Source organism: Moritella viscosa, from assembly GCF_900120065.1.
In the GTDB taxonomy this organism is placed as follows: Bacteria; Pseudomonadota; Gammaproteobacteria; order Enterobacterales; family Moritellaceae; genus Moritella; species Moritella viscosa.
The window spans coordinates 1-26,603 of record NZ_FPLG01000047.1; the positions used below are offsets into that span (position 1 = coordinate 1).

The following is a 26,603-nucleotide window of genomic DNA, read 5'->3' on the forward strand; positions in this document are numbered from 1 at the left end:
TTCTTGTTGTTTCTTGCGTTCATCATTTTCTTTTTGTTGTTGCTGTTTTAGTTTTTCAATTTCTTGCTGCTTATCAATAGACATAATCTTTACCTTGTGGAATTAGTTATTATAAGTAATTTAAGACATAACAAACTTTGTGTCAAACTTTATAGCAAAGATATGTAGAAAGCCAACATATGTGTTGGCTTTAATGTTTAGACTGATAATCTGTTTCTTTTTTTAGGGGCTGTAGGTTCATCATCATTCTTAGGAGTAGGTCGAGAATCTTCTTCAAAGGAACGTAGCAATTCATTTTTATGATCATCTCGATCTAAAATATTTTGAGGGAGTTTGTCTAGTTCATTCATTTCTAGATCAAAATCTTGCTCTATCGCACGTTCAAAATCTGTATTTTCATCGTCAAAGTTCAAATCCAAATCGTCAAATTCAAACATCCTATCTATATCATAATCGGGGTCAGTAGGCGCAGGTAAAGCCAACGCTTCATTATCTGGATCAGTAGGTACAGGTAAAGAAGGAACTTCAATACGCTTATTACCTAAGAAGGGCAGTTGTGGAAAATCAGGTTTTTCATCATCGTCATAACTAGATGATAGAAGCTCTAACGCTAACATCTCTTCATCATCGTCAGTAGACACAGCATTCTGCTGTGTAGATTTATTTTCTGATTGAACTTTGTCATTCTTTACATCTTCATTTTGGTCATCGAGTTCTTCACCATATTTAAGAGAGTTTCGGTTTTTAACCTCATCAATAATCAAAAGTAATTCTTCACGCTTGGGGCAACCTTTAGCAACTTTAAGCGTATCAATATCAAAGTCATTATCATCAATTGCTTTGATCAAGCCCTGTTTGAAATTGTCCATAAACTCAGGATTATCTACTGGAATATCAGTGATCGGGTGCTTACACGTTGAAAGACTGTCTGATATTATTTGAACCGATGGATTAAATCCACAATCTATACCTATGTTTCTTCTCAATAGCGATTTTTTAACAGTGAAAGCCAGCTCACCTTCAAGATAGTATTTATTTTTCTTCTTATCGTATTTTGAAAAAATTTCTTCATTCATCTCAGCGAGAAAATCTTTTCGTTTCTTTGATTTCTTAATCGTTTCGTCTATCTCTTCGATAGGCTTTTTTACTGCTTCCTTAGTGTCTGGGAACATTGATTTCATAATATCAAAATCAAACAGGTTATCAATCATTGGTGATTGAACGGTTGGTGTACCAAATTTCAAAGATTCGTTATCCATAGTTAAATCTATATCTTCAAAATCAGCATCTATAATTTCTTGTTCTTCTAGCATAATAATACTCTCCTTGTTTGTACTGCTATTATCATTACTTACATATATTTAAAAAAAATAAAGAGTAATGAAGATTCACAAGGAAAAATGTTTTTACTTAAACGAAAAAAAAGAAGAACTATATAAATAATTCTTCTTCAGTTTTTACCGTTTTACTTAGAGAGTGATGATTTCATAAAATCACACCATTTATCGATCTGACTATTCATCATCTTAGGCAACATTCTAAGCAACAGAAATACAGCCAAAAGCTCAAAGAGTAAGATGATTATATTCATTATCTGAGTACCCAAATTACCATCAATCTTTATGAGAATATCGTGTAGATATTGGAAGATGATTGTGAACGAAGAAATGATTATGATCGGTGAAATGACTTGTAAAATGAAGTTCATAAACAGCGCATGTAAATCTATAATAAATTCATCGTAAACAGATTCTATACCGTCCATACCTCTTGAAAATCCATTTAAGAAGAACAGATTAAAAGCTATCGTTTGGTCGATAATGAACTTATAAGCTCTCAGAAGTGAAAACTTAAAAAACGTCAGTGGGAGCATCAAAACTAGATAGTAAAAAAGAAACCCAATACCAATAGCAACACTTCCAAGCCAGCCTAAGAACTTTATTGCTTCAAGTCCAAAATATTGAAGAATTGCAGCAGTAGCTAAAATTTCCGTAGCACCTGTCGAGCTAAAATAAGAGCTTGTTTTGAATTGATTATCGTAAGCAGAAGGGGCAATAATTGCTGTAACTGTTCCAACAGCAGAACCATATTTTTTAAGCTTGTCAGAACTCATTTTGAACGCTTTTCCTTTCTTTTTATTGAAAGACATAAGCATTGCGCCAGTTTTGAAACTCACACCCCACTGAATAAACCCTGTTCCGAGATCAATCACCTCATCTTTAACTGAGCCACATTTATAACCATTGCGGATTTGATTAAATGCGTTATAACAAGAAGTGAATTTGTTGATTGGAGACATAAAATCAGAACCTGCAATTGTATTTACGATAGTGCTAAAAGCAGGTTTAGGTATATCTGTTATATCAATGAATTGAAGTAAATGAAGAACTTCAAAATCTTGTTTTTCGATGTTCTTAGTGAAATTTATCGAAAAGTAAGCATCTTTATCTAAAATCAGATCACGATAACCAACACCTTTAACGGGTGTTTGTGTATGAAGTCTACGCCTCATTACATCACCTGATATATCAACATAGCTTGAAACAACATCGTTTATCGCATTGACGGGAGTAGTGATTAAACCAAGCTTCTTGTTGGTTTTAACATACGCTTTCTCTGTAATTTGAATCGCTTCAGCACAAGCGAAGTATCCCCCAGAAGAACATGTTAATTTTGCTTTCGCTTTAATATCATCAAAATCAAGCTCAAACACTGAGTGTCCAAATGGCATTGCATTCAAATCATTTAAAGCTCCTTGACCACTTATGATTTCTTCAGAATCAAAGTATGGACTAGCATAATGCTTAACTAAAAAATTATGACTTGCACACTGTGCTGCAACATCAAGATAAGCGTTCATTACACCCATATCAGCTCCAGACAAATCATAAGTGTAAATACCTTCACAATATTGCTTATAGTCTCCTTCAAGGACTGATTCTTTATGACCCAAGTTCTGTGCATCAGTGAAATCACTTGATAGTTCTTTATCATAAGAAATTTTAGTATTTGAGATGTTTTGAGCGACTTTGTAGCTATGCTCAAAAAGCGACTGGTAGAAATCCTGAATCATTTCTTTTTCAGCTAAAGCTTCATCGATCGTTTCTGCCTTTTGGTTCATAATCGTATTGCTCATATTTGAAATGATGGTTTCTGATCCACCCATTTCAAACCTTGCGGTATAAGCATCATCTTTAAAACTAACGTTCAGTTTCGTATCTAGAACGTCTTGTTGAGATTCAACGTTCTTCAAAAATACGTGAGAAATATCTAGGTAGTTGTCTTTAAGAACTTTTGGATCTGGAAGCTGGATTGAATGAATGGTTATATCTTCACCATCAAAGAAATCAATCATCTTTTCACCTGCTTCTACCACTTTTGCAAAGGCAGTCTGAATGATATACCTATAATTATTAACCTGCTCTGTGTGTCCTGAAGCCGTTTTATATTCTTGAGTATTAAGAGGCGAAGCTATGAAAAGAACGAACAACATAGCTATAACTCTACTTCTAGTTCCTTTCGATGCACCTTCTGGAGTGAGTGATTCTAGGAGAAAAAGCACACAGAAAATCAATGCAACTATGGGTACATAATCTAACAGAATTTGATCGAGAGATTGCGCTAACGCTGCAAGTTGTGTCGGAGTCTCTAAGGATACGTAAGACGGATAAACTTCATCTGATACACTTGGAAAGATTGAATTTACAATCCTGGTCATTGGTGCGTGAAAGCTCTGAAATATAAGGGTATTCACAGCTTCAGATTGATACGAGAAAATTAGAGTCGATACGATAGAACAAAATAAATAGAACTTTTTATTTGAATGAACATCACTAAAAACTTTCTGGGTTGTACTTGGATCATCTATCGTTTCTTTATCAATAGAATTATTTAAAATTTCTGATTGATGTTTGACGATGATAGTTCTTAAGCTTATGTCTAAATATTTTTTTGAATTTAGTATTTTAGCTTTTGCGATTCGGTTTTTTCTGTTGGTCTTTTTTGATTTTCTGATTTGTCTGACTCTAGACTTTCTATCATTCTTTCTCATAGTTAATTCCTTGTGATAATATTTTAATATCACGAATCAACATTATTTCAATTTAGATATATTCAAGGGTTAAAAAAAGACCGTGAATACAGTCTTTTTATTTTGGTATGAAGCGTTTTATTCTTCAGCTTTTCCTTTTTGTTTCGCCATGTGTTTTAAAGTTTTATTCGCAAGTATTGTTTTTGCGATTAGATTTTCACTTTCTTTTCTATCAATAAATGATTCAAGATTATTAAAACCACCTTTCATTACAATATCAACTAATGGCTTAACTTCTATCAATATCTTTTTAAGTGCGATATATATCAATCCAAGAGTGATAACAAGTGTCAGTATGATTTGTAAAACAGGAGAAATCAGTCCTAAAATCATTGAGCTAGTATCAGAATCAAAGTTTGTATGACTTGAAATTGTTGGCATATACTTCATTATAAATGCTCTCATTAAGTTGTTAAGCGGAAGAGCAATTGATAAAGCAACTAAAAACATATATGGGTATACCGTTGCGTTAAAATTATACATAACAATCTTTTTACTCATTTCTGTATCTTTCCAAGTCCATAAGAAAACAGAGTATGAAATCAATACAAAGAATTGTAGAAGAAGAAGGTAGAAAGTAATAAACACCTCTGTAAATAGTAAAAATATCTTTTCATACTTGAATTGAAAATCAATGATTGTCGCTGATACTACAGCGATAACACCAGATCCAATCATCAAGTTTCCTGTTTCATTTATCGCTGAACCAATGCCACTACCAATACTTTTTAAGTGTGATTTCTTCTTTTTCTTTTTACCTTGTTTGTAAGTCGAATTTTCAGAAGATTGTTTAGTAATTGCCTCAAGGGTCATTCCGCTTGCTTTAAGTGCAAGCCCTGAACCAAATGCGAATGCTGAACCTGTTTTTAGGTTTTCACTCAGCTTTTGCACCTCTGGCACACCTTGATAATCTTCTTGTTTTTCAGCACAAGTAGCATCATCAGCACAAACAAATTTATCTAATGATTTAAAGATGTTCGTCATTGCATCAAGACCATTATAAAAAAGAGTTTCAGCATTTCTTGTTGAAACTAAGTCAGTTTTATCAATGTTATAACGACTTGAATCTGTAGCGATTTCGATAGCGTGAGAGCTATAACTACTTGGAGCTGCACTTAGAGATAAATCTAATTGATCAAAGATTGGATTTAAGAAATAGTTGATATAACCAGACGTATAAGCGTATAAATTTGATTCTACCGTATCATCACCACTTGCGTAATTTGGCAAGGCTTGAGTATAGCTAATGTCCAGAACATCGTTTAGTTCTGAGTACATAGATAGGTAGCCATTCGTATTCGTGTTTAGATAGTGATAAAAATCTCCTTGGGCGAAATAGCCCTTGTTGATAATCGTTGCTACGTCTTCTTCAAAGCTGTAAAGACTATCTACAATATCAATGAACAAATCATCAATTGCAGCATAACCAGCAATCAGATCCTTTACTGACTCTTCAACCAAAGGATTAGTTCTATTCACTAATCTGACGATGTTTGTATCAATTTCTTGTTTATTACTATTGTCATAAATTTTATTTGAAGTAGTTGACGCTGAAAGTGTTCCACTCTCTTTATCGAAATTCACACAGTCGTATTGGCTCATAAATGACGTTGTATCGAAGTCTTTTAGATCGTTGATTGTCTCTTTTACCAAATCCGCTTTAGTGATACAGATAGACTCATTTATGTTCTCGTAAATAGCATCAGATTTAGACAAAAATGATTGTAAATTGCTTGAATCAAAATCAATATATTCTTGTTTTCCTGCCAGATATTTAGGGTCTTTACCTGCATCATATCCGAACTCAACAGAACCGATGATTAAACCTTTCTTGTATTCAACCAAATAGATTACCGCAAGTTGTACCAATCTCAACTTTGCATTTTCTGTCATCAAATACTTGTTTTCGTATGCTGTTTGAATTTCATGCCAAGATGATTCTAGAGTTTTGTTTTTTATCGCATTATGAGTAATACTATTGAAATTTACATCTTCCATTATGGCAAAAACGGCTGATGATATTTGTTTATTAGCTGCTGTAATCTCTCCACAGTTTGCAAGAAATACTTTATGAATCAATCCATATTTGTTAGTCGTGTAAGAGATTTTTTTGTTGGTTCTTTTATCGTAATACTTCACATAAGGAACGTTTTTCTCATAGTAAAAATCAACAACATCTTTCTGTGAAAGTAGCTTTTTATCACTTAAATCAATACCGATTTGAAGACGTTCAAGTGTGTTTCTTTGGTTATTACTAAGACATACTCCGATCTTGATTAACGCCTCAGTATCCTTTAAAAGTTCATTCTTGCTGTAACTCTTAATCTGCGATTTTTTCTGGTGGCTGTCTGTCAGAGATACTTTTACATTAGCCGTAAATAGAACTTGTGAAACAGCATTCAAGCTACTACCAATGCTTCTAATGAAATCATTCGATGAAACAACATAATACGTAAAAGAAGATATTAATAATAACATTGCAAGGCTGAAGTAAATCTTGTGTGGTTTTCCTTCTCTTGCTCTTCTTATCGTTCTGTAAAGACCGATTGGAACAATGATAAAAGCAGCGAATGGAATAAATGATAAAATAATATCTGCTACATATACTTTAACTTCATGAAGCTTAGTAAGGTTGTGTTCTGCATTAATTGCATTGTTATTGAGTCTTTTCACTTCTGACGAAGATAAACCTCCGCTAGTATCATAATATGGTGTTCTTTCTGCATCGAGTACATGAAAGTTTGTTTCTGTTAGAAATTTGTTCTGATCTTTACAAGATTTGTAAGTTATCTTTACATCTTCTGCTTTTTTAATGCAAGCATCATTAGTATGTTCAAAACATCCCGACAAGCCTAAAAGTAAGATTGGGATGATGATTATCTTTAGTATGTTTTCCTTGTTTAATTTCATTTGTGATATTCCTTGTGTTAATTATAGGAATATCACAATTTTGATATAATGAAAGAAGGGGAGTAAATATAATTTTATAGGGTTTAAATTTGTCGAGTATTAGAAAGAAAAAACCACATCATTTGATGTGGTAAAATTGGTTTTATTAGTAAAGAAAATGTTTGGTTTTACTGACAAGAACTTTCAGCATTAGATTGAGAAATTGAACTTGATAACGTTATGTCTCCCCATCGTACCGCTTTACAAAAAATTGAATTTCTACTTGGGAATGTAGTTATTTGAGGAAAGAATGCTTCACTATCATTGTTTGTTATGATTGTTCCTGTTCTCAAATTACTAAATGTAGAAATATCACTAATGGATGTGTAACTAATATCAATTACATTCGAATAAGATAATCTAGATATATCAAGATTTTTAGCTGACATTGCACCCATAATATTTATATTTAATGGAGTGTTGTTGTAGTTTCTTAAACTACTTAAATCGAATGATGTTAAATTCTTCATTCCACGTAAGATTATTGTATCGCCTAAAACATAAGTAAGATTAGATAAATCGAGTTTAATTAAGAAAGGGTGGTCCACAACTATGTCATCGTAAACCCATCTAAGTTCTGGAAGGTTAAATTCAGGATTTACAGAACCCTCTCCTTCACCTTCGTCTGGTGTTGTTGGTTCAACACCTTCTTCACCTTCACCTGTCGAGAATATATCTATGTTTATTGAATCTAAGAAATAGCTAGGCACACTGTCAAAAGACATTAAAGAACGTATTATAGAATTATTGATACTACACGAACCCTCGTTGTATATCAGACCTGTTCCTGTTCCATTATGAGCCGCTGCAAGCCAACCATTTGCTAGATAATCACATGAACTATTCTTAAAAACTGTAACGGTATTACTTAAACCTTTTGTAGCTAAAAGAGTAAATTTATCATCATCAGAGCAAGCTAGACTGTTGTAGTAAGTCCACGTTCCTGAAGTTTCATCACCGACCAATTCTACATCACAACCTTCATCACTGATTAGAGTCTCAGAGAATATTAGTTCTGCGTTAGTTACAGAATATGTTCCTGTATCAGTTTCCTGAGTTACGTTTAATTCTGCACTTGGTTCTTTGTACATACCTTTGGGCGGCATGACGATTGCGTAGAACGCTGCTTGTGCTGATAAAGTGAAAAGTGTTGTTAGAAGTATTGCTGATTTACATAAATCCATTGTATTAATCCTTTGTATATTAAATGTCCTTTAATATATTTCTATCATTCATTTTCTGATAGTAAAGGGATCGAGGTTTCAAGATGATTCTATGCTTTTATGGAAGAGGGGAGTTATCTTTAAATATAAGGATTATTTGCAGTATTATAATGTTTAAATTTCTTTTTAATATATCTGTTTGAGTATATTTATTAAATTAATTTTTTAATGCTTCGCAAAGAAAAGACACTTCTGAAAGTGCCTTTTTATTTGCTGAGTGAGTTAGCCATACTATCGCCTTACGTTGATTGTTCAGTTTGAAGAAGACAAACAAGTTATCTTCTCCAAAATCGAACTTAGTTTTAAACCTGTTCACGTTTTTGATTCTCCATTCTGTTTAGTTCTCTATCAGTCTTTTCGATCAGAGCTTCAATAATAAATTTAGTGTATGAACCTTTAACCAATCCAGAAGCTTTTAATTGATAAAAATCTGCCTCAAGCGTTTCTGGTAGTGAAGTAAGAAGTTTGTTATTACCTTTCGTTGGTGATCGATCTCGTTCAATAGGGTTAACGTTCTCGTTTTCTACAAGTGAAGCACCTGTTGAAGCTTTATCTATATCTTCAAGCATTTCAAATAAATCTATATCTTTTTTCTTAGTCATTTTAATTTTCCTTATCCGTTAATAATTGATTTAAGTTCGTCAGTTAGTGCGTAAATCTCATTTACTGATTGATTGAGTGTTGGTGCAACGAATTTCTTTAGAGTAATAGTTTTGCCGTTGGCTTTATCATCAATCATTTTCTGTTGTTTTTTCGCTTGTTTAGCTCGTATTTCTTGTACTCGATTAAGTTCATACTCAGGAATCGTTAAACCTTCTGATGTAGCTGTTTCAAGCAATCCTTTTTTATAGCTAATAGTTGACTTAAGAAGCTGTAAATTAGGATATTTACTGGTTAAATTATCGAACTCAGACAGCGATTTTTTGTTGTGATGAACACGGTTAACAAGTACATAAGCTTTCTTAGATTTGTTTGTTTTTGCACTAATAGAAGTAAGTGTTGCGTTTACATTTTTTAGAGTAGCAATCTCTTTAATGGAGTCATTGATTGGTGTAATGATCGTTGTTGCTACGCTTATAGCTGCCATTGTTAAAGCACTTTCGTATCCACCACAATCTATGATAATTTTCTTGTCAGCATATTTCTTGATAGCTAGTTTGAACTGTTCAATTGATGTGATGTTTAGAAAATTGATTTTTCTGTATCCATTTGCTGAACGTAGAGCATTAGTAAGTTCATAAGTGCCGTAAGGGTCAAGATTCAATAAAAGCTCTCGTTCTAGTGTAAACATTAACTGCTCACAAATTGTTGATTTACCAGAACCACCTTTGATCGAAGCCACTGTAATTATATCCATTTCTAGTTCCTCGTTGTGTTACTTTTCATTTATATACTTAATGTTATCAGGACCTTTAAAGGTGTCAATGAAAAAACATATATATTTTATATAAGACGTATAACTTAAGAATTGGAAGGTTGGTTTTTTGGCTATAACTAAATGTTTTTAATTAAGTGTATTATTTTTAAATTAATTAAAATATGTGGATGTATAAGGAATATAACAGGTGTAAATATATAAGGTATATATTTATATGGATTGTATAAGGCATATAAGACATATGAAATGTATAGGATATATAGGATGTATGGGATGTATAGGATGTATAAGATGTATAGGATGTATAAGATGTATAATAAGACATTATAAGAAGGTTTTTATTATGACATTCCCATTTTTAAACGCTACAAACAAAGAGTGTTGATTTTCTTCTAGATCGTTGAACCATTGTTTCGATAAAATAAATGAACTCGATAATTTTAAATGATTCTTATCTCTTTTAAACATCTTGTGAGAAACCATCAAGTCGATTTTATCTCTTAAAGCTCTATTGTTTTTCAAACCTGCTTCTTCACACATTTTTCCGAAATTACCATGACCATAAGTAATATTGATTAAGTTCTTACTATCAAACATTTTAATGATTTTTGAGAGTGATTTATCTCTTGCAGTCTTACCTGTTCTAATCAAGATTAGTAAGTCATTTATGTAATCGTCAGAAGTAAATCGAACAGAAATATTTGAATCTAAATCTGATTTCTTCTTAGTGATAGTCTTAATGGTTTTTTCGTAAGTCATTATAAAATCAGTAACAAATATACCATTTGAAGAAAATAGGGTTTGATTAAGCATTACACCAGTTGTGCTTGTAGATAAGAATATGCCTGTTTTAATACCAACATTTTTAAACTGATTTAACGCTGTTGCTTGTTCACTTGGGGTATCTTTTTGAGGTAGATAATCACGTATATCAGAGCTTGAAATTGAATGTTCGTGTACACAGTTAGACTCTATAAGTTTTCGTAGCACAGAAGCGAATTGAGGGCGTTTTGTACCGAGTAGGGCTGTGAGCTTTACTATATAATTTTCTAAATCGTTGTCTGTATCACCAACGGCTTTAATCATTTTTACCATTTTTAATTCCTTTTTGTTGTTACTGTCAATGTATCAATAAATTTAGATATGTAAATGAAAAGGAATAAAATAAAACGGGATAGGATTGAAAGATAATGTATTTAAGGCTTTGTTTGCTCTTGAGACTATCTAAGCGTCAGCCAAATTAATGACTGAACACATGGTAGCTATATCTGCTTGGTCGTTATACACTTCAATGTTGAACCTGCCTTTTATTGTAGTTAATTTAATTGCTAGAATAATTATCGCTTGGGAATTCTAGTTCAACAAGATCAAGTAAGATGTTTTTTTCTTTCTGAATTTCTTCTGCGGTTAATTCTTTCGATACTGGCTTACTCATTTCAAGTAGCATCAACTTTTCTTTCATCAAATGTTCAATAGCGGATTGACTCATTACTGTCGTGTGAGAATAGTGTTCTTGTATCATCTTTAAACTCGTACCACACGAATCAGAAATAACTGTCAGAGGTATATTATCTTCTAGGGCATTTGTGATATATGAATGACGTAGTGAATACATCACATAGTTTTTATTTTTATAAAGATAACCATCTTCTTTTAAATTTACAATCCATTTATTAAAAGTTGTTCGATAATCGGGAGTTTTAGAATATTTAGTAGCAAAGATTTGTTCGTTATATTTTATTTTTGACAAATACATTATTGTTTGATAATCATCTAGACCTTTTATTAGATCTGGATGTTTTAACTTTGCAACAAACAACAAAAAACCGTGTGCTGAGGCATCTAATAATACTTTTCTATTTTTAGTTTTGTAATTTGATGTTTTACCTTTCCGAATTACACAAAATAAATGACCATCTGGCGTTATTTTTAAATCAGACCATTTAATACCTAATAATTCTTCACCAATCCTGATCCCTGTGTGATAGATGAAACCTGATGCCATAATACACATTTTATTAGTATGAATACCTTTTCCACTCGTTTTAAAGCTCGTGATCGCATACATAAACAAAAGATTAAACTCTGTTTTTGTGAAAACATCTCGACTTTCCATATCCTTTGTTTTAATTTCAATATTCTTTAAATTAACAACTTGTTCATGTTTAATTAATTGTAACTCTAGAGATTTTTCAAATATTTTTATAAAACAAAATTTAATTATTTTAAATTGAGTATTACTTAACATATCTAAATTATAAAAGTAATCTCGAACTTCTTCTGTTGAAAGAGCGGAAGGGCGCATTTTTTCATCATAAAAAGCTTTAATTCTTTTCCAGTGTCGAATTTTGCTAGAATGAGTTTCATTACCTACTCTTTGTTTCTTATTGTTGTTTTCTTCTTTTCCCTCTTTTTCTTGTCTCTTTTTTTCTTTATCTATTATTTCTTGAAGTTTTAAGTAATCGTCAATAAGTTTATCAATAACTTGATGTAGTGTTAATCTACTTTTTGGTTGCTTGATCACTTCTCCATTTTCGAGCAAGGCAGAATTAAGCGTATACTCTTTCCAAGCCAATTTTGTAGCTTCGGCTTGATCGGGAGTTTTTAAAGAGAATCTTAAAGCTTTTTGTCCTTCGAGCTTTAAATATATTCGCCACTGCTTAGACTGCGCCACCTTTAGAATAGCTAAACCATCGTGCAGATTTATGTAAGGTTGTTTCATCACCTTTGTTTCAGTCATTTTGAACCTAATAAGCCTTGAAAGAAGTTAACACTTATTCAAGTTTACTCTCTTTTAACTCATTTTCTAGCTTCTGACTGACTAAATATTTTCTAGAAGCTTCGCTCATTGTAGAAATATGTGAATAATGTGTCTCAATCATTTGAACGCTTGTTCCTGCATTTTCAGCAAGTAATGACAGAGGAATATTACCTCGTTCAATAGACCTTGTTATATAGCTGTGGCGGAAGCTATACAGCACAAGATTCTTATCTTTTGATATGAGATTTTGATTTCTTAACTCTTCTAACCAATGCTTAAGTGTTAAACTATAGTTTGGACTATTTGAAAACTTTGTTGAAAATACAAATTCATCAGCGTGATTTCGAGATAGGTATTCAATAACTTCATTATCATTGAGGTTTTTAATATCGTTAAAATGCTTTATTTTAGCAACTGCTATCAAAGCTTTATGTGCATCAGTATCTACAATTACGTGTCGATTACGCTTAGATTTGCCGTAGCTTTCGGTTTTACCTTTTCGAATTACACAGAATAAATCCCCGTGATTGTTAATTCCAAGATCAGACCATTTAATATTTAAAGCCTCGTTCCCTGGTCTTATACCTACGTGGTAGAGATATGAGACAAAACCTATACACATTTTATTAGTATGAATACCTTTACCATTTGTCTTGTATTTGTTCGAAGCAAAATCAATTAATAGTTCAAACTCTTTTTCGGTGAAATGATCTCGAATTCCTTCATCATTTTTTTCAAAAGAAATTTTACTCATATCAAACATATTATCTCTAGTGATTAATTTTTTTTCTAATGACCGTTCAAGAATCGTTCTAAAACAAAACTTAATCTTACCAATAGTGTTTTTACTCGTAGAACCAAAATCAATAATAAACTCTCGCACATTACCTATGCCTAACTCCCTTGGAAGCATCTTATTACTATAATATTCTTTAAACCTGTTCCAAAATCTCAACTCTGTTGAGTATCTTTCATTACCTTTTCTGGCTTTTCGAACCAAATTAGCTGAGATCTGTAATTTTTTATATTCTTTAACTATTTCATCAATGAGTTCATGCAATGTAATTCTCTGTTGAGGCTGACGAATCATTTCACCTCTTCTTAATAATATATTATTTAGAGTGTATTCTTCCCACGCCATAGCAATTGCTGTTTCAAGATCGCTAGTTTTAAGAGAAAATTGAAGTGGTTTATGACCATCAAATTTTAAGTACAATCCCCAATTTCTAGACTGTGGAACTTTACGAATTGATAATCCTTTGTGTAACGGAATATAAGCTGATTTTGCGTGTATATTAGATAAGTCAGTCATTTTTACAAACCTCACGTTGTTTAGTTCTGTGTTTAGTTCTGTGTTTAGTGGTTTGTAATGAAGCTTGTATGTTGTTGATATGCATGTTAAAACGGTCTTTATGGGGTTGGTCTTGAAAACCAGCAGGGGTTAATAGCTCCTCGAGAGTTCAAATCTCTCCTCCTCCGCCATCTATTAGAGAAGCCGGAACTTATTCATTTAAGTTCCGGCTTTTTGCTTTCTATATTGACCTAGAAAGTTGGAATTCCATTTCCAGAAAAGCTAATTTTAATATTATTTATTGTACTCAGGTCGATATTTTTCCAGTTATTTAATTTTATGGTCCAAGTTGTAAAAGGAGTTGGCATAAAATAGTTTAACGCATAATCAGATGCGATAGCGCCACTTGTCAGAATATTCACTTCTTGTGTTTGACTATTTACCAAATTGTAAATGATTCTTCTAAACAATGGGGTGGCTGTAAAAGTGTAATTATCTTGATGCCTTCTATCTTGATAAGTACCACTCGATAGCAGGTCAATATTATACAAACCTGTCGGTAATTCAGTTCCCTCTATCAATACACTGGCTTCATCTAGTCTTACTCTGTCGAAATCTGCAAATATGGTGCTATTTAAGGGTAAGGTGAAATGTAAAATACCGGTATTTTTAAATTCGGCTAACTTATCTATGTCACTAATGTTATGAATAATCGACGAAAAGTCTTGTGGACGAGGGTAAAATCGATCCAAACTTGCTGCTTCTTGCTCACGCATAAATGCAAGATCTCGCGTATAAGCAGCAAATGATTTGTTTAACGACGGCGTGATAACACTCTCTTCTAAAGACCAGTAAGCAAACGCAGACTGGTAATTGGCAAGGGCGATAAACATAGGGCGTTTAAGGTTACTCAAGGTTCTGAAAAATGCGTCTTCTAAGGCGTTAACTGCACTGGCATCGTTATCAATTGATTCAATAAGCGCTGATACCCGGTTGATATTCGCCGCATTAACTTGGCTCGCAATTCTTAAATCAATCTGTCTCGATAACTCTTGAGCCAAATTAATCTCTGTTGCTGAAATCGCTTTTGCTTGCGCTGCAAGCCTTTCTAGCTCTGTAAGATATGGCTTAGCCCCTGAAACACCCGCACTAATCACTGGCACAAAGTTAGCGCGAGCATCAATGAGGAATTCATCCCACACTAGGTTAGATGCTTCCAGTGTTGGTACTGTATGCTGAATCGAATTATAGAATTTAGCGATATCATGGACCACAACTTCATATTTAACATCGTTGGAGAAAGAGTTGACAGCAGCTAGTGATTCTTGAATCTCACGCTGTTTTTTCACAATAGTATCTAATTGTTCCTTTAACTGGATTATTTTTGTGCCTAAGGCAGGTAGAGTCTTTGCAAATTCAATTAAACCACTCGGGTCACCGCCAGCTGAACCTGCAATCGCGGTACCGGCTTTGGCTATTGCACTGACTACATCAAACACGGTTTGTATGGTTGCATCGTTTTCAAAAGTCTCTAAACCTTGTCTAAATGCAATTTGAGCTTTAAGTATATTGGTATCTTGGCCTTGATAGTTAGTCGTTTGCTTAATAAGCGATTGCCTTAACTGATTGACTTGGTTAACGGATCTTTCAATAATCGCAAATTCAGCATTATTGACGCTTTGCAAATCTTCAAGCATGAGAAGGGCAAGCTGCTTACGATCTGCAAGCACGATATTTCGATCAATATAGTTCTGATATTTGTCTTCATAAGCGCCCATTGCAGCTAAATAACTCGCATAGGTATATTCATACATATCATGGTTTAAGCTCGGCACATAATTAGGATTATTGTAAGAGAGTTGAATGAATTGCTTTAAGTTTGATACTTGTAAATAGAGTGACTTTAATTCTACGTTGTTAGCAATTGTAACCGGCATGAACCTTAATACGCTTTCAACCCAGTCAAGCATTGCAACGCTAAGTTCTGGTGCGTTATCAAAAATAGATGCTGCCATGTCAAAAGAATGATTAAAAACAGCTAAGTATGGATTACTATCGATTGCGATTAAGCCGTCTATTTCATTCTTTATTACGGTCTTGTTATATACCGTTTCTGAGATAGTATAAATTTCACCAAAACCATCCGTTACCGGCATGACAATATCAAACTCATAACCAGACGGGAGTAGAGTGATCACGTTTATATTATCATTGATGTTTTTTGCAAATACTCCCAAGCTGACTGAGTTTGGCGTTCTTGCATCTATATTCAATGTGATGGCTTTATCGCCGGTAATGTTTCTCGCAAATATAAATAAGCGCTGATTCGTTAAGTTTGTGATAACACTTTCAGTAACAACCAGTGTATCTGCAACAATAACGATTACATTCGGTTTATTAGTACCAGTCGTTAATGAATAATCATTTAAAACGGTACTCAAATTTAGCAACATTCCCGAAGCTAAATAAGTCTGTCCATCATTGTTAATTGTTTTTTCAGTGACGTTATCAGGTAAATTTTTAGGTTGTGCGAGCTTATAATTATTAAGCCAGTCAGTGGCGCTGACGCTCACGCTCACGCTAAATAACAAACTGAGAGTAATTATAAAATGGTTGAAAATCTTCATCTTATGTCCTTATGATCATAGGAGTATGGATAATATTGATTGAGTTGATATAGGTCGTTACCGCTATTTATCTAACCCTACATAGCGTTAGATAAATAGAGCCAGATAAATAGTGTTAATAAATACCTCTATTCCACGATCACATAAGCGTTCTGCGCAAATTGTCTTGCTTTGTTGCTTATTTCGAGCCATTTAGGCCCTACGGTGCCAGCCAATGGACTACTTACAATACCAGCGACCACTAAGTTGGCATTACGTAAGGCATCTTCACTGTCTAATGAATTTAGTGATGTGGTGAGCGAGTCGAAATCACTTTCTAGACCTTGCCAATGCAGCTGTACTTTTTTAAGCTGAGGTAATGCATTTTCAATATGTGTCAGCATATCATTGATGTTTGAATGAGCGAGTTCGTAAGAAGCAGCAAGGTTAACCGCATGTTCTAAACTTGTATTTGCCGCATTTATTTGATTGTCTATTTCTTCAATCAAATTATCTAACCTGACTTTTCTAGCGCCTTCAATACTGCCACAAATAGTTAAAACAAGCGGACCACCTATTGCGCAGAGGCCAATATTACGTTTTGCTTCACTTAGATCGCTCCTGTAACCTGCTATTTCATCGTTTAACAGACGGATGTTCTCTCTTAATGTACTAATAGTAGCGCTGCTTAATAATGTTGAAAAATCGCCTTCAATAACATCAAGTTGTGCTTTTTGTGCTTCAACATCGGCTGCAAACTGCTTTAAATCCTCAACGGCTTTCGTTGTTGCTTGCTGCTGTTTATGGCTAAAGTTCTTTAATACATTTAAAAATGAGAGTGCAGCATCGCGATTGGTCGCTGCTGCGGAAAGGTTATACGCAAAAGCGTTTTGTTGTAGCTGGGTAAGTTGATTCATCAAGGGCTGGATTAGTTGTGGATGTATATTACCGTAGTTTGCAAGTTGTAATGCTAAATCAACAATGCTTGGGTAAATTTTGGAGTTCCAATCATAACCTGACTGATTAATATTAGTGAATTCAGTGAGCAAATTTTGATATTGAAACGTAAATTCATCATTAGCTGGAAACTTTGTGAGTGTACGTAAAGATGCTTCTGTTTTTGGTAATGCGATGGCCGCTGTTGCATAGGCTTGAATTTGATACCACTCCGTAGTTGAAAGTAAGGATGTATCTGAGCCTGTATCAAGGAATAATGAGTCACCTTCAAAATTACCTTGGATCGTATCATAATCTAGAGGTGGAATTTCAGTGACGGTTTGTGCATGCAATAACGTTGAGCCAACAATAGATAAAGCAAGTAAGCTCATTTTGAAACCACGTAGTCGTTTATGAGTTGTGTTAGTTTTCATTTGTTTGTTCCCTTAGTAAGTAAATAGATAAATATCATTTTATTTTTAAGGTTTAAGAAATATTAAGCCTTTTCCGCGATAGAAATATGTCAGACCGAAAGAATTGTTTTTGGAACACAGGTCAAAATTTGATATGTATCAAAAGTTCTAATTATATTTATGGCTTTTTATATGTATAAAACTATTGATTTATAAGTGTTTTGTTTTTATTTTAAATATGTATAAATGCAGTTATTATTGCTAACTAGCAGAGTTAATCGCAGTACTAATGCAATAAGCAGGGGGGATTTAAGAAAAATATGGATTTTTAACATTGTAAATCTAAAAATATCTTCTATATAAGCACCATTTAAATTCTGACTATCTAAATTAGAACGTTCATCTTTATTAAATACTCAATAAGAAATATATAGCTATATTTAGTTTTTCAGGTTATATATGCTAAACAGCATGTAAGATATTAATTATTATGATGTTAATTTATTATCCTGATGGAAGGTTCCTTTTATGACATACCAGTTTTCAAATAATGTCATTTTTTGTAAAATAAAAGCGAATCTTAAAAGTCCGGAAGGTATACAGAAATTAAGTTCATCAGAAAAAGAAATTATTGATTTATTATGTAGCCAAAATGGTGCCGTTGTTTCTAAAGAAGAGCTGAAGGTTATAGGCTGGCCGGGGTTGGAAGTAACCGATCAATCTTTAACACAAGCTATTTATTCACTAAGGAAAAAATTAGCGTTATGTGGCGCTGATGATGTTATTGCGACTGTCTTCAACCAGGGCTATACCGTTAAAAATACGGAGCTATTATCGGAAAATGCGTTATCTTTACAAGCGCACTCTATCTATAAGATCAACGCTACAAATATACTGTTATTTTTCATTTGTTTACTATTACCCTACATACTTTATGAGCAACTTCTACAGAGTGAAAGTCATAATGAAGAATTGGCTTTCTTGTTTCCTAAAACAAACTATACACATAATGGTAATTACCTTACGCTTATCTCAAATGAGAACATAAACAAAGATAGAAACGTTATGATTGAAATGTTCTCTGATAAAATACCAACTAAAAGTAAGGTATTTTCTTTTATAACCAATAATAAAACCTATATTCTAGCTTGCCCATTAAGTAATAATGCCATTATGTGTGACAGTACTATAAGTAAAGTATTAGAATTACCTGCAAATGAAGAGAACATAGCGGCTAATAAAGTGAAAGAGTGGTTCTCATTACAGCAAGAAATTAAAACTGCTCTCCCGCTATTTACAGGGATAATGATGAGTTCGACTAACTATATGTTTGTTGATGAACAACTCACCATTACGGATAAAATGCGCTTTATTTTCAATTTTAAAAATCAGGTCGAAAGTGGATTTAAAGAATTCAAGATTAAAGATAAAAAATATGAAGGGAAGTATAAAGGCTCTATATTATATTCAAAGAAATCAGATACAAAAAATACCTTTATTAGCCGTAGTGGTGATTTTACGTTTAGTTTTGATAACGACGTCGGTACCACAGCGTTAATTATGCAAAATAGAACGATAGATATTATTCCTTTTAATCGTAGTATGAAAGACAAATGTAGCAAAAAAATTACAGAGAAACGTGTCATTTGGAAGGTTGAAGAATGGGGGAATCAATCTCTATGGGTATCAACTTCTGCTAATAAGATGTGGTTGTTTGAAGAACATCCACTATATTAACTTTTACTTTCTGCATTGCGATATTTAAACCACAGTGTTACTAATAGTAACTATATTCCCTCATTGATTATTCTGATTTCTTATGACCACCGCTAAATTCACACAAGGCTCTACTCTGTCTCATATTATTTATATGAGCTCTACAGGTGCTATTGGCTTAACTTGTCTTTTCCTCGTTGATTTACTTGATCTGTTTTATCTCAGTTTACTTGGCGAACAGCATTTAGCTGCGGCGGTTGGTTATGCGGGAACAGTGGCTTTCTTTACTACTTCAATATCGATTGGTCTGTCTATTGCTATGGGAGCATTAGTGTCTAAAGCGTTGGGGCAGGGGAAACGTAAAAGTGCAGAGTCTTATGTAACGAATATCAGCATAGTTACCATTTTTGTATCGCTGATCATTATGCTATTAACTTGGTTTAATATTGAAATATTGTTGAGTCTACTGGGTGCAAAAGGTGAGACGTTACGCTTGGGGACCATGTATTTACAAATCTTAGTTCCTTCGATGCCGCTAATGTCAATCGCTATGTCACTCGGTGCGAGTTTACGTGCAGTCGGTGATGGTAAATTATCTATGCTATCTACGATTGGTGGTGGTTTAGTTAATGCGATATTAGATCCTATTTTTATTTTTACGCTAGGTATGGGGATTGAAGGTGCGGCTATCGCGAGTGTGCTGTCTCGTTGCGCTGTATTTGCCCTGTCATTTTATGGGGTTTATTCAAAACATAAGCTATTAGGTCGTTGGCATATCAACCGTTTTAAAGCCCAACTACCCTTTATTATGGCCATCGCGCTACCAGCAATGCTAACGAACATTGCAACGCCAATCGGTAATGCGTTTGTTACGCGTAGTATCGCGGAATTTGGAGATAGCTTTATGGCGGGTTATGCAACTATTAACCGTATTCTACCTGTTGCATTTGGTATGATCTTCGCATTATCCGGGGCTATTGGCCCGATTTTAGGACAGAACTACGGAGCTAAATTAATACCACGTGTACGTAAAAGTTTAAAGGATGCGTTATGGTTTTGCGCTGGTTATGTGTTTGTTGTTTCTTTCATCTTGTATTTGCTCGAAGATTACTTGATCAGAGGCTTTAATCTGACTGGTGATGCGGTTGAAGTGGTTACTTTGTTCTGTCGTTTATTAGCACTGACGTTTGTTTTTAACGGCATGATGTTTATTGCTAATGCAAGTTTTAATAACTTAGGTAAACCTAAATATTCGACTTGGTTTAATATGGGAAAAGCAACATTGGGCACGATCCCATTTGTACTTATTGGTGCAGATATAGCGGGTGTTAAGGGGATATTAATTGGCCAGGCGTTAGGGTCTGTTTTCTTTGGTATTGCTTCTATCATGCTAGCATTTAAGTTAATCAAACAAAAAGAATGTAAGACGCATCATAATAGTGAACTGGCAAACAAGTTAGCAGAGGTTGAGACAACATCCACGGTCAATGCGCTGTCTTCTGAATGTTCACAATTTGGTATGTACAGCGAAGAGTGTGATAGTAAAGGTTGTAACTTACTATTAGATGAAAAATAAATGTTAACTCTTAACCTGTAAGTGAATAAGAATAGCTAATCATAAAGTCAAAACTAAATTAGTACTTTAATTTTAACAAAGTGATGTAAACTCGATAATAATGCTTTCGAAAGAGAAACAAGTTCTTAATCGGGTTATTTTGAGACTAGCAACACTAGGCTTGGGTAATAAGTAATACTTGTTTTATGTATGTAAATAAAAATTTAAATGGAGACGTATGCTACATCAAACCATTATAAAAATACGCGGACAAGTAAATAAGTTAATACCAATCCCGCTTCCTAAACTGATTGAAGGTGGGGGCTCTGTTGTACAAACAGGGGGCGCATTGAAAGAGCTCGGTGGTGTTAAACCTTTGATTGTCACCGATGCGATGCTTGTTAAGCTTGGTATTGCAAAGCAGTTAACAGATGCGTTAGATGCTGCAAATATTGACTATGTCTTGTTTGATGAAGTAACCCCTGATCCTACATTACAATTAATTGCTAATGGTCTGCAGCATTATAAACAAAACGGTTGTGATAGCGTGATTGCTTTAGGTGGTGGTTCACCGATGGATTGTGCTAAAGGCATTGCTGCTGCGGCCGTTAAGAATGTCGATGCGAAAAAATTGGTTGGTTTATTACGTGTGCGTAAAGCTTTACCGCCATTTATCGCGATTCCAACTACGGCTGGTACAGGATCTGAAGCGACGGTTGTTGCTGTGGTTACTGATCCGGATAAAAAACAAAAGTTTACGATTGTAGACCCATGCTTGGTACCAGCTATTGCCATTATTGATCCGTTATTGATGCTAGGGCTTCCAGCTAAAATCACCGCTGAAACAGGTATTGATGCGTTAACACATGCGATTGAATCTTACATTGGTTATCATGCGACAGAACAAACTAAAGCTTATGGTTACGATGCGGTAAAACGTATTTTCGCTAACTTACCAAAAGCATATGCAGATGGCAGCGATGTAGAAGCCAGGCGTCAAATGTCTATTGCTAGCTTTAATGCTGGTGTGGCCTTTACCCGAGCATCGATAGGTTATGTGCATGCGATTGCGCATCAAATGGGGGGGTATTACCATATTCCTCATGGTCTTGGGAATGCAGTAATCTTAGCTCATGTACTTGAATTCTCATTTGAAAATGCATTATGTCGTTATGCCGAATTGGCTATTGCTGCAGGACTTGCGACGAGCGATGATACTCAGATTGAAGCTGCACATAAATTTGTTGCCGGTGTTAAAGCGTTGAATAAAACATTGAATATCCAAACCAATTTTCCAGAACTGAAAGCCAATGATATCCCTGAACTTGCTAAGCGTGCAGTGAGAGAGGCATACTGTGATTACCCTGTGCCGAAATTGATGAATAGAGCGCAATGTGAAAACTTACTGAAAAAGCTGCTACCCGTATAGCGCTTATATCATTGTCATATGACATTCATAACACAGTGTTGGTTGTTATGAATGTCTGTTATGCGCTAATCGTCGCGAGTTAGTACTTCTAACAACTCAATTTCAAAACTTAGATCTGAATGAGCGGGGATTACTGAGCCCATCTTACGTTCCCCGTAAGCCAGCTCTGAAGGGACGAATAGTTTACGTTTTCCGCCAACCTTCATCCCCATAATACCTTGATCCCAACCTTTAATAACACGACCTGTACCAATCACACATTGGAATGGTTTACCACGATCGTAAGAAGAGTCGAATTGTGTACCGTCATTTAAAAAACCACGGTATTGCGTAGTGATCAAAGCACCTTTAACGGCTTCTCTGCCTTCACCAATTTGGATGTCTGTTATCTGTAGTTCTGTCATATAGTTAATCTCATTAAAGTTCATCGAGCGGTTAATCTGGGGTCAATGATGCAGGAATGAAGGAGATATTATCATTAAATGCTTTTGAGTGTATTTATAAAATGAGCGGATATGATGAAAAACAGACCGTAAGTTATAATTAGTAGGTAAGATTTTTATTAATCTCGATCTAATGATAACGCTATCCGCTCAATGGGGGGAATATGCCAAGATTATTTACTGCCATAGAAGTCTCGAACAGTGTTGGTGATGAATTGAATAGATGCTTTCCAGAAGCGAACCAGCTTCCAGCTCGGGTCTCAAAGCATGTCACACTTAGATTTATCGGTAACGTCACCGAAGCAGAAGCGTGTGCGATTGAACTTGAATTGATATCAATAAATGTGGTGCCATTTAAGTTAGCTGTTGCGGGTTGCCAATTTTTCAACGCTCACGGAGCTAAAGCCATTTTTGTTTTAAATGTAAAACCAAATAAAGAACTTAGTGAATTGCATCAGCTTATTTCAATGGTATTACTCCATCGTGGGGTAAAAGCAGAAGAGCGTAAATATGTACCACATATTACGTTGGCTCGTATAAATAGATCGAGTGATACATTGATTGATTCACTATTGGCGCAGGGGGGCTGTGTATCAACTGAGTTATCTGTTACTGGGTTTATATTGTATTGTTCCGCACGTGTACCAACACCATCATACATCAAACGCAGGGAGTATATATTTACTAAACCCAACGCATGACGACTGAACTTTCCTCATTATCTTTACGTTTGATAAGAGTCAATGACGGCTGAGCATTAATTATATTGCTAATGCTTGACGTAAGAAACCATGGTTATCTGCTAACTGTTGTGTGGCAGTATCATAATCAATACCGTTTAGTTCCATTAAAATAGCCGATTTTACATGTTGGTTCGCTTGTAATAATAATGCTTGTGCGCGTTCGCGTTCAACACCGGTGACATCCATGATGATGTTCTCGCTGCGTGTAATTAGCTTTTTATTTGAGGTTTTTACGTCTACCATCAGGTTTTGATAAACTTTACCAGTTCTTACCATCGCGCCAGTACTTAACATGTTAAGTACTAACTTTTGGGCTGTACCGGCTTTCATTCGACTTGAACCTGTTAGTACTTCAGGGCCCACAACAGGCGTAATTGCAATTTTAGCGATGGCAGCTATTGGTGAGTCATTATTACAACTTATTGCAATTGTGTCGCAGCCGAGTTTATTGGCAAAATTTAAACCGCCAATCACATAGGGGGTTCGACCTGATGCGGCGATGCCAACAACAATATCGTGTGGTGTTAATTGGATCTGGTTTAAATCAACTTGCGCAGCATATAAATCATCTTCAGCCCCTTCTTGTGCGTTAAACATAGCCGCTTCGCCACCGGCAATAATACCTTGTACTTGCTGACTACCTACACCGAATGTTGGTGGGCATTCCGATGCATCTAATACACCTAAACGGCCTGATGTACCGGCGCCAATATAAATCAATCGTCCATTTTGTTGAAATGCATGTGCAATCATATCAATTGAAGCTGCAATAAGGGGCAATTCAAGTTTGATAGCTTGAGTGACTTTTTCGTCTTCACTGTTGAATAACTTAACAAGTTCTAATGTTGAAAGTTGATCTAGGTTAGCACTTGCTAAATTTTTTTGTTCTGAAGTAAGCGATTTTATATCCATAATAACTACACTCATACAACACAGACGCGGGGTCTAGTGAAAGGATTGATAAGCATGAGTTTAAAACAGAAATGTATAGAATGCTAGGACGTTTATTGACATACATGGTTAGTATAATATTGTTGTTTAATGATGCGTATGCAAACGAATCTTCGAATAAAAACAATATAAATTGTATCGATGAGAATAGCTCGATTAGTCAATTACAAGGGGAGGGGGCTCGTTCTCCTTATGTGATAAAAAAGGGAAATAAACGATTTCGTAGTGATTCATTCTTTACTGTTAAGGGGGTTGTTACCAAGTTGAAAGAGGGGCGGAATGCGGGCTTTTTCATGCAACAAATAGATAAATCAATGTTGAGCCTCGCGTCAAAAGGAATTTTTGTCCGTACCGCTGACATGAAGAATATTAAGCCTGATACAAGTGTATGCGTGACAGGTTTTGTTGAAGAGTATTACGGTATGACGCAATTACACCTCACTGCAGATGTTATCGTACTCGGTGATGCTAAAGGGGTTGCACCTACCAATATCATCGTTGCAGCCGTTGACGCTAATTTTAGCGAAACACTTGAACGTTATGAGGGGATGCGTGTACGTTTGGTCAATATGACGGATATGCGCGTGACTAAACCTTTATACTATGATCGACGTTGGCAACGTTATAATATCATTCTTAGTCATCAGCAGATAAATATCCACCCTAATACGACTGCTTTTCCAGGCAGTATTCTTGCTGACCAACATGCCCTGAATAACAAACAACGCCGCTTATACTTACAGCTATCTGGTCGTCCTGCGTATATCCAATCTGATTATATACGTGTGAATGATAAGGTGGCAGGCGTTGTGGGTATTTTACAGTTTAGTTATGGCGAATTTAGATTAGTCACGGCTGATCGGGTTTCTAAAATACAGTTCACGCATTTAAGTGACCGTGAAACATTACCCCCGCGGACGACGCAGCATTTGCGTATTGCTAGTTTCAATTTACTTAATTATTTTAATAGCATAGCTGGTGGGGCTAATAATCCATTAAGGCATAATAGGGGGGCTGCAACATTATTAGCGTTATACCGACAAGAAACTAAATTGGTTAAAACAATAGTCACACTTGATGCTGACTTTATTGGTTTGATGGAAGTGGAAAACAATGGTTTTGGTGAAAATTCAGCGGTTCAACGGTTATTAAGCTTAGTCAATCGTCAAATAAAGGATCCAGATAAACATTATAAAATGCTACAACCTGACAAGTCAGATTTATATCGAGGACGTTACTTAGGTTCGGGAGCAATTACTGTTGCTGGTTTCTATCGACCATCTAAGCTTAAGCATGTCGTGACCCGCGTAATTGATCTGCCTATACAGCGTAGTATTTTGGGTAATGCTTATCATCGGCCAGCGTTAACGCCTACATTTATGAGAGAAAGAGGCCATAAGAAAGAAAATGAACAACTCACTATTAGTGTTAACCATTTTAAATCTAAAGGCTCTAAATGTGCAGCAGACAAGCAACGCTCAGCAATGCTCAAGCGGTTAAAAAACAGTAGTAAGGATAGAGCTGCACTAGAAAAATGGCAAAGAACCAAACTAAAATTAAAACAAGATAGGCAGGGGCATTGTGCTATGTTTCGATCGTTAGCGGCGAGTGTGTTGGCACGGTCACTGGCTCTGCAAGGTGGAGATAAGATTATATTGGGTGACTTGAATAGTTACCCCAAAGAGGATCCGCTGTTAGTGCTAACTGATTATAAACAAGATCGTTATGCTTATTATAAAATAAAGGGTAGTGCACATAGTTATCTTGATCAGCAATTAATTGATCTTAAACTGGATTATGGTTTTGGTTATCATGATCCATTTGTATATGAAAATACAGATAGCTGGACTTACTCGTTTCAGGCATTAGGTCGTTTAGATTACATACTGGTTAGTTCTGACCTTTTATCCGATGTGGTAGTTAAAAAAGTATGGCATATTAATGCAGCTGAAAGCCGATTATTAAATAAGGATAAAGGTTTTTTAAATGATATTGCATTTTCATCAGATCATGACCCTTTGTTTATTGAGTTAGAGTAATATAATTTATTTGAATAATGCAGCATAGACATACCCAATTAATAAAATATCACTGTATAATTGAGTACCCATATGGAGGT

18 protein-coding genes are annotated in these 26,603 nt (G+C 34.8%); 5 read left to right on the top strand and 13 right to left on the bottom strand.

Going from position 1 to position 26,603, the window contains the following annotated elements; translation table 11 throughout:
* Positions 1–197 precede the first annotated feature (197 nt).
* The 11 genes from BT797_RS07190 to BT797_RS07240 form a co-directional block, all read right to left on the bottom strand.
* Complete coding sequence (locus tag BT797_RS07190) at positions 198–1,313, bottom strand: hypothetical protein (protein ID WP_075471491.1); 1,116 nt, start codon at positions 1,311–1,313, stop codon at positions 198–200.
* 152 nt (positions 1,314–1,465) lie between these two features.
* Positions 1,466–4,051, bottom strand: a complete 2,586-nt coding sequence (locus BT797_RS07195; RefSeq protein ID WP_075471493.1) for a hypothetical protein — start codon at positions 4,049–4,051, stop codon at positions 1,466–1,468.
* 117 nt (positions 4,052–4,168) lie between these two features.
* Complete coding sequence (locus BT797_RS07200) at positions 4,169–7,000, bottom strand: hypothetical protein (protein WP_075471495.1); 2,832 nt, start codon at positions 6,998–7,000, stop codon at positions 4,169–4,171.
* A 167-nt stretch (positions 7,001–7,167) separates the two neighbouring features.
* Positions 7,168–8,223 carry a hypothetical protein gene (locus BT797_RS07205; protein ID WP_075471497.1) on the bottom strand — a complete coding sequence of 352 codons (1,056 nt, stop codon included), beginning with the start codon at positions 8,221–8,223 and terminating at the stop codon, positions 7,168–7,170.
* A 341-nt stretch (positions 8,224–8,564) separates the two neighbouring features.
* Positions 8,565–8,864, bottom strand: coding sequence for a hypothetical protein (locus BT797_RS07210; RefSeq protein WP_075471499.1), 300 nt, complete (start codon positions 8,862–8,864; stop codon positions 8,565–8,567).
* An 11-nt stretch (positions 8,865–8,875) separates the two neighbouring features.
* Positions 8,876–9,619, bottom strand: a complete 744-nt coding sequence (locus tag BT797_RS07215; RefSeq protein ID WP_075471501.1) for a ParA family protein — start codon at positions 9,617–9,619, stop codon at positions 8,876–8,878.
* A 345-nt stretch (positions 9,620–9,964) separates the two neighbouring features.
* Positions 9,965–10,735, bottom strand: a complete 771-nt coding sequence (locus tag BT797_RS07220; RefSeq protein ID WP_075471503.1) for a hypothetical protein — start codon at positions 10,733–10,735, stop codon at positions 9,965–9,967.
* A 226-nt stretch (positions 10,736–10,961) separates the two neighbouring features.
* Positions 10,962–12,380 (bottom strand): tyrosine-type recombinase/integrase, encoded by a 1,419-nt coding sequence (locus tag BT797_RS07225; protein ID WP_075471505.1) that lies wholly within the window; start codon positions 12,378–12,380, stop codon positions 10,962–10,964.
* A 34-nt stretch (positions 12,381–12,414) separates the two neighbouring features.
* The gene (locus BT797_RS07230) at positions 12,415–13,713 is read right to left on the bottom strand and encodes a tyrosine-type recombinase/integrase (protein WP_075471507.1); all 1,299 of its coding nucleotides are present in this window, start codon (positions 13,711–13,713) and stop codon (positions 12,415–12,417) included.
* Positions 13,714–13,943: 230 nt separating this feature from the next.
* Positions 13,944–16,319 (bottom strand): hypothetical protein, encoded by a 2,376-nt coding sequence (locus tag BT797_RS07235; RefSeq protein WP_075471509.1) that lies wholly within the window; start codon positions 16,317–16,319, stop codon positions 13,944–13,946.
* 128 nt (positions 16,320–16,447) lie between these two features.
* On the bottom strand, positions 16,448–17,668 hold the full coding sequence (locus BT797_RS07240) for an alpha-xenorhabdolysin family binary toxin subunit A (RefSeq protein ID WP_075471511.1): 1,221 nt from the start codon (positions 17,666–17,668) through the stop codon (positions 16,448–16,450).
* A 507-nt stretch (positions 17,669–18,175) separates the two neighbouring features.
* Here BT797_RS07240 and BT797_RS07245 point away from each other — a divergent pair.
* From BT797_RS07245 to BT797_RS07255, 3 genes are all read left to right on the top strand, one after another.
* Entirely contained in the window at positions 18,176–19,384 is a 1,209-nt protein-coding gene (locus tag BT797_RS07245; protein WP_075471513.1) for a winged helix-turn-helix domain-containing protein, read from the top strand.
* An 82-nt stretch (positions 19,385–19,466) separates the two neighbouring features.
* Positions 19,467–20,939, top strand: a complete 1,473-nt coding sequence (locus tag BT797_RS07250; RefSeq protein ID WP_045110114.1) for an MATE family efflux transporter — start codon at positions 19,467–19,469, stop codon at positions 20,937–20,939.
* Positions 20,940–21,156: 217 nt separating this feature from the next.
* Positions 21,157–22,347, top strand: coding sequence for an iron-containing alcohol dehydrogenase (locus tag BT797_RS07255; RefSeq protein WP_045110115.1), 1,191 nt, complete (start codon positions 21,157–21,159; stop codon positions 22,345–22,347).
* Positions 22,348–22,412: 65 nt separating this feature from the next.
* Here the strand turns inward: BT797_RS07255 and BT797_RS07260 are convergent, their stop codons facing one another.
* Complete coding sequence (locus BT797_RS07260) at positions 22,413–22,751, bottom strand: FKBP-type peptidyl-prolyl cis-trans isomerase (RefSeq protein WP_045110116.1); 339 nt, start codon at positions 22,749–22,751, stop codon at positions 22,413–22,415.
* A gap of 203 nt (positions 22,752–22,954) precedes the next feature.
* On the opposite strand from BT797_RS07260, the gene thpR reads away from it, so the two are divergent.
* Positions 22,955–23,491, top strand: coding sequence for an RNA 2',3'-cyclic phosphodiesterase (gene thpR / locus BT797_RS07265; protein ID WP_045110117.1), 537 nt, complete (start codon positions 22,955–22,957; stop codon positions 23,489–23,491).
* Positions 23,492–23,551: 60 nt separating this feature from the next.
* On the opposite strand, the gene murQ is transcribed toward thpR, so the two are convergent.
* Positions 23,552–24,445: an N-acetylmuramic acid 6-phosphate etherase gene (gene murQ, locus BT797_RS07270; protein ID WP_045110118.1), complete on the bottom strand. Its 894-nt coding sequence runs from the start codon at positions 24,443–24,445 to the stop codon at positions 23,552–23,554.
* 104 nt (positions 24,446–24,549) lie between these two features.
* On the opposite strand from murQ, the gene BT797_RS07275 reads away from it, so the two are divergent.
* Entirely contained in the window at positions 24,550–26,523 is a 1,974-nt protein-coding gene (locus BT797_RS07275) for an ExeM/NucH family extracellular endonuclease (RefSeq protein WP_244534147.1), read from the top strand.
* Positions 26,524–26,603: the final 80 nt, after the last annotated feature.

What these genes read in the sequence shown, in the direction of transcription:
- BT797_RS07190 (WP_075471491.1), bottom strand. Translation starts at nt 1,313, where the DNA reads ATGCTAGAAGAACAAGAAATTATAGATGCTGATTTTGAAGATATAGAT.
- BT797_RS07195 (WP_075471493.1), bottom strand. Translation starts at nt 4,051, where the DNA reads ATGAGAAAGAATGATAGAAAGTCTAGAGTCAGACAAATCAGAAAATCA.
- BT797_RS07200 (WP_075471495.1), bottom strand. Translation starts at nt 7,000, where the DNA reads ATGAAATTAAACAAGGAAAACATACTAAAGATAATCATCATCCCAATC.
- BT797_RS07205 (WP_075471497.1), bottom strand. Translation starts at nt 8,223, where the DNA reads ATGGATTTATGTAAATCAGCAATACTTCTAACAACACTTTTCACTTTA.
- BT797_RS07210 (WP_075471499.1), bottom strand. Translation starts at nt 8,864, where the DNA reads ATGACTAAGAAAAAAGATATAGATTTATTTGAAATGCTTGAAGATATA.
- BT797_RS07215 (WP_075471501.1), bottom strand. Translation starts at nt 9,619, where the DNA reads ATGGATATAATTACAGTGGCTTCGATCAAAGGTGGTTCTGGTAAATCA.
- BT797_RS07220 (WP_075471503.1), bottom strand. Translation starts at nt 10,735, where the DNA reads ATGGTAAAAATGATTAAAGCCGTTGGTGATACAGACAACGATTTAGAA.
- BT797_RS07225 (WP_075471505.1), bottom strand. Translation starts at nt 12,380, where the DNA reads ATGACTGAAACAAAGGTGATGAAACAACCTTACATAAATCTGCACGAT.
- BT797_RS07230 (WP_075471507.1), bottom strand. Translation starts at nt 13,713, where the DNA reads ATGACTGACTTATCTAATATACACGCAAAATCAGCTTATATTCCGTTA.
- BT797_RS07235 (WP_075471509.1), bottom strand. Translation starts at nt 16,319, where the DNA reads ATGAAGATTTTCAACCATTTTATAATTACTCTCAGTTTGTTATTTAGC.
- BT797_RS07240 (WP_075471511.1), bottom strand. Translation starts at nt 17,668, where the DNA reads ATGAAAACTAACACAACTCATAAACGACTACGTGGTTTCAAAATGAGC.
- BT797_RS07245 (WP_075471513.1), top strand. Translation starts at nt 18,176, where the DNA reads ATGACATACCAGTTTTCAAATAATGTCATTTTTTGTAAAATAAAAGCG.
- BT797_RS07250 (WP_045110114.1), top strand. Translation starts at nt 19,467, where the DNA reads ATGACCACCGCTAAATTCACACAAGGCTCTACTCTGTCTCATATTATT.
- BT797_RS07255 (WP_045110115.1), top strand. Translation starts at nt 21,157, where the DNA reads ATGCTACATCAAACCATTATAAAAATACGCGGACAAGTAAATAAGTTA.
- BT797_RS07260 (WP_045110116.1), bottom strand. Translation starts at nt 22,751, where the DNA reads ATGACAGAACTACAGATAACAGACATCCAAATTGGTGAAGGCAGAGAA.
- thpR (WP_045110117.1), top strand. Translation starts at nt 22,955, where the DNA reads ATGCCAAGATTATTTACTGCCATAGAAGTCTCGAACAGTGTTGGTGAT.
- murQ (WP_045110118.1), bottom strand. Translation starts at nt 24,445, where the DNA reads ATGGATATAAAATCGCTTACTTCAGAACAAAAAAATTTAGCAAGTGCT.
- BT797_RS07275 (WP_244534147.1), top strand. Translation starts at nt 24,550, where the DNA reads ATGGTTAGTATAATATTGTTGTTTAATGATGCGTATGCAAACGAATCT.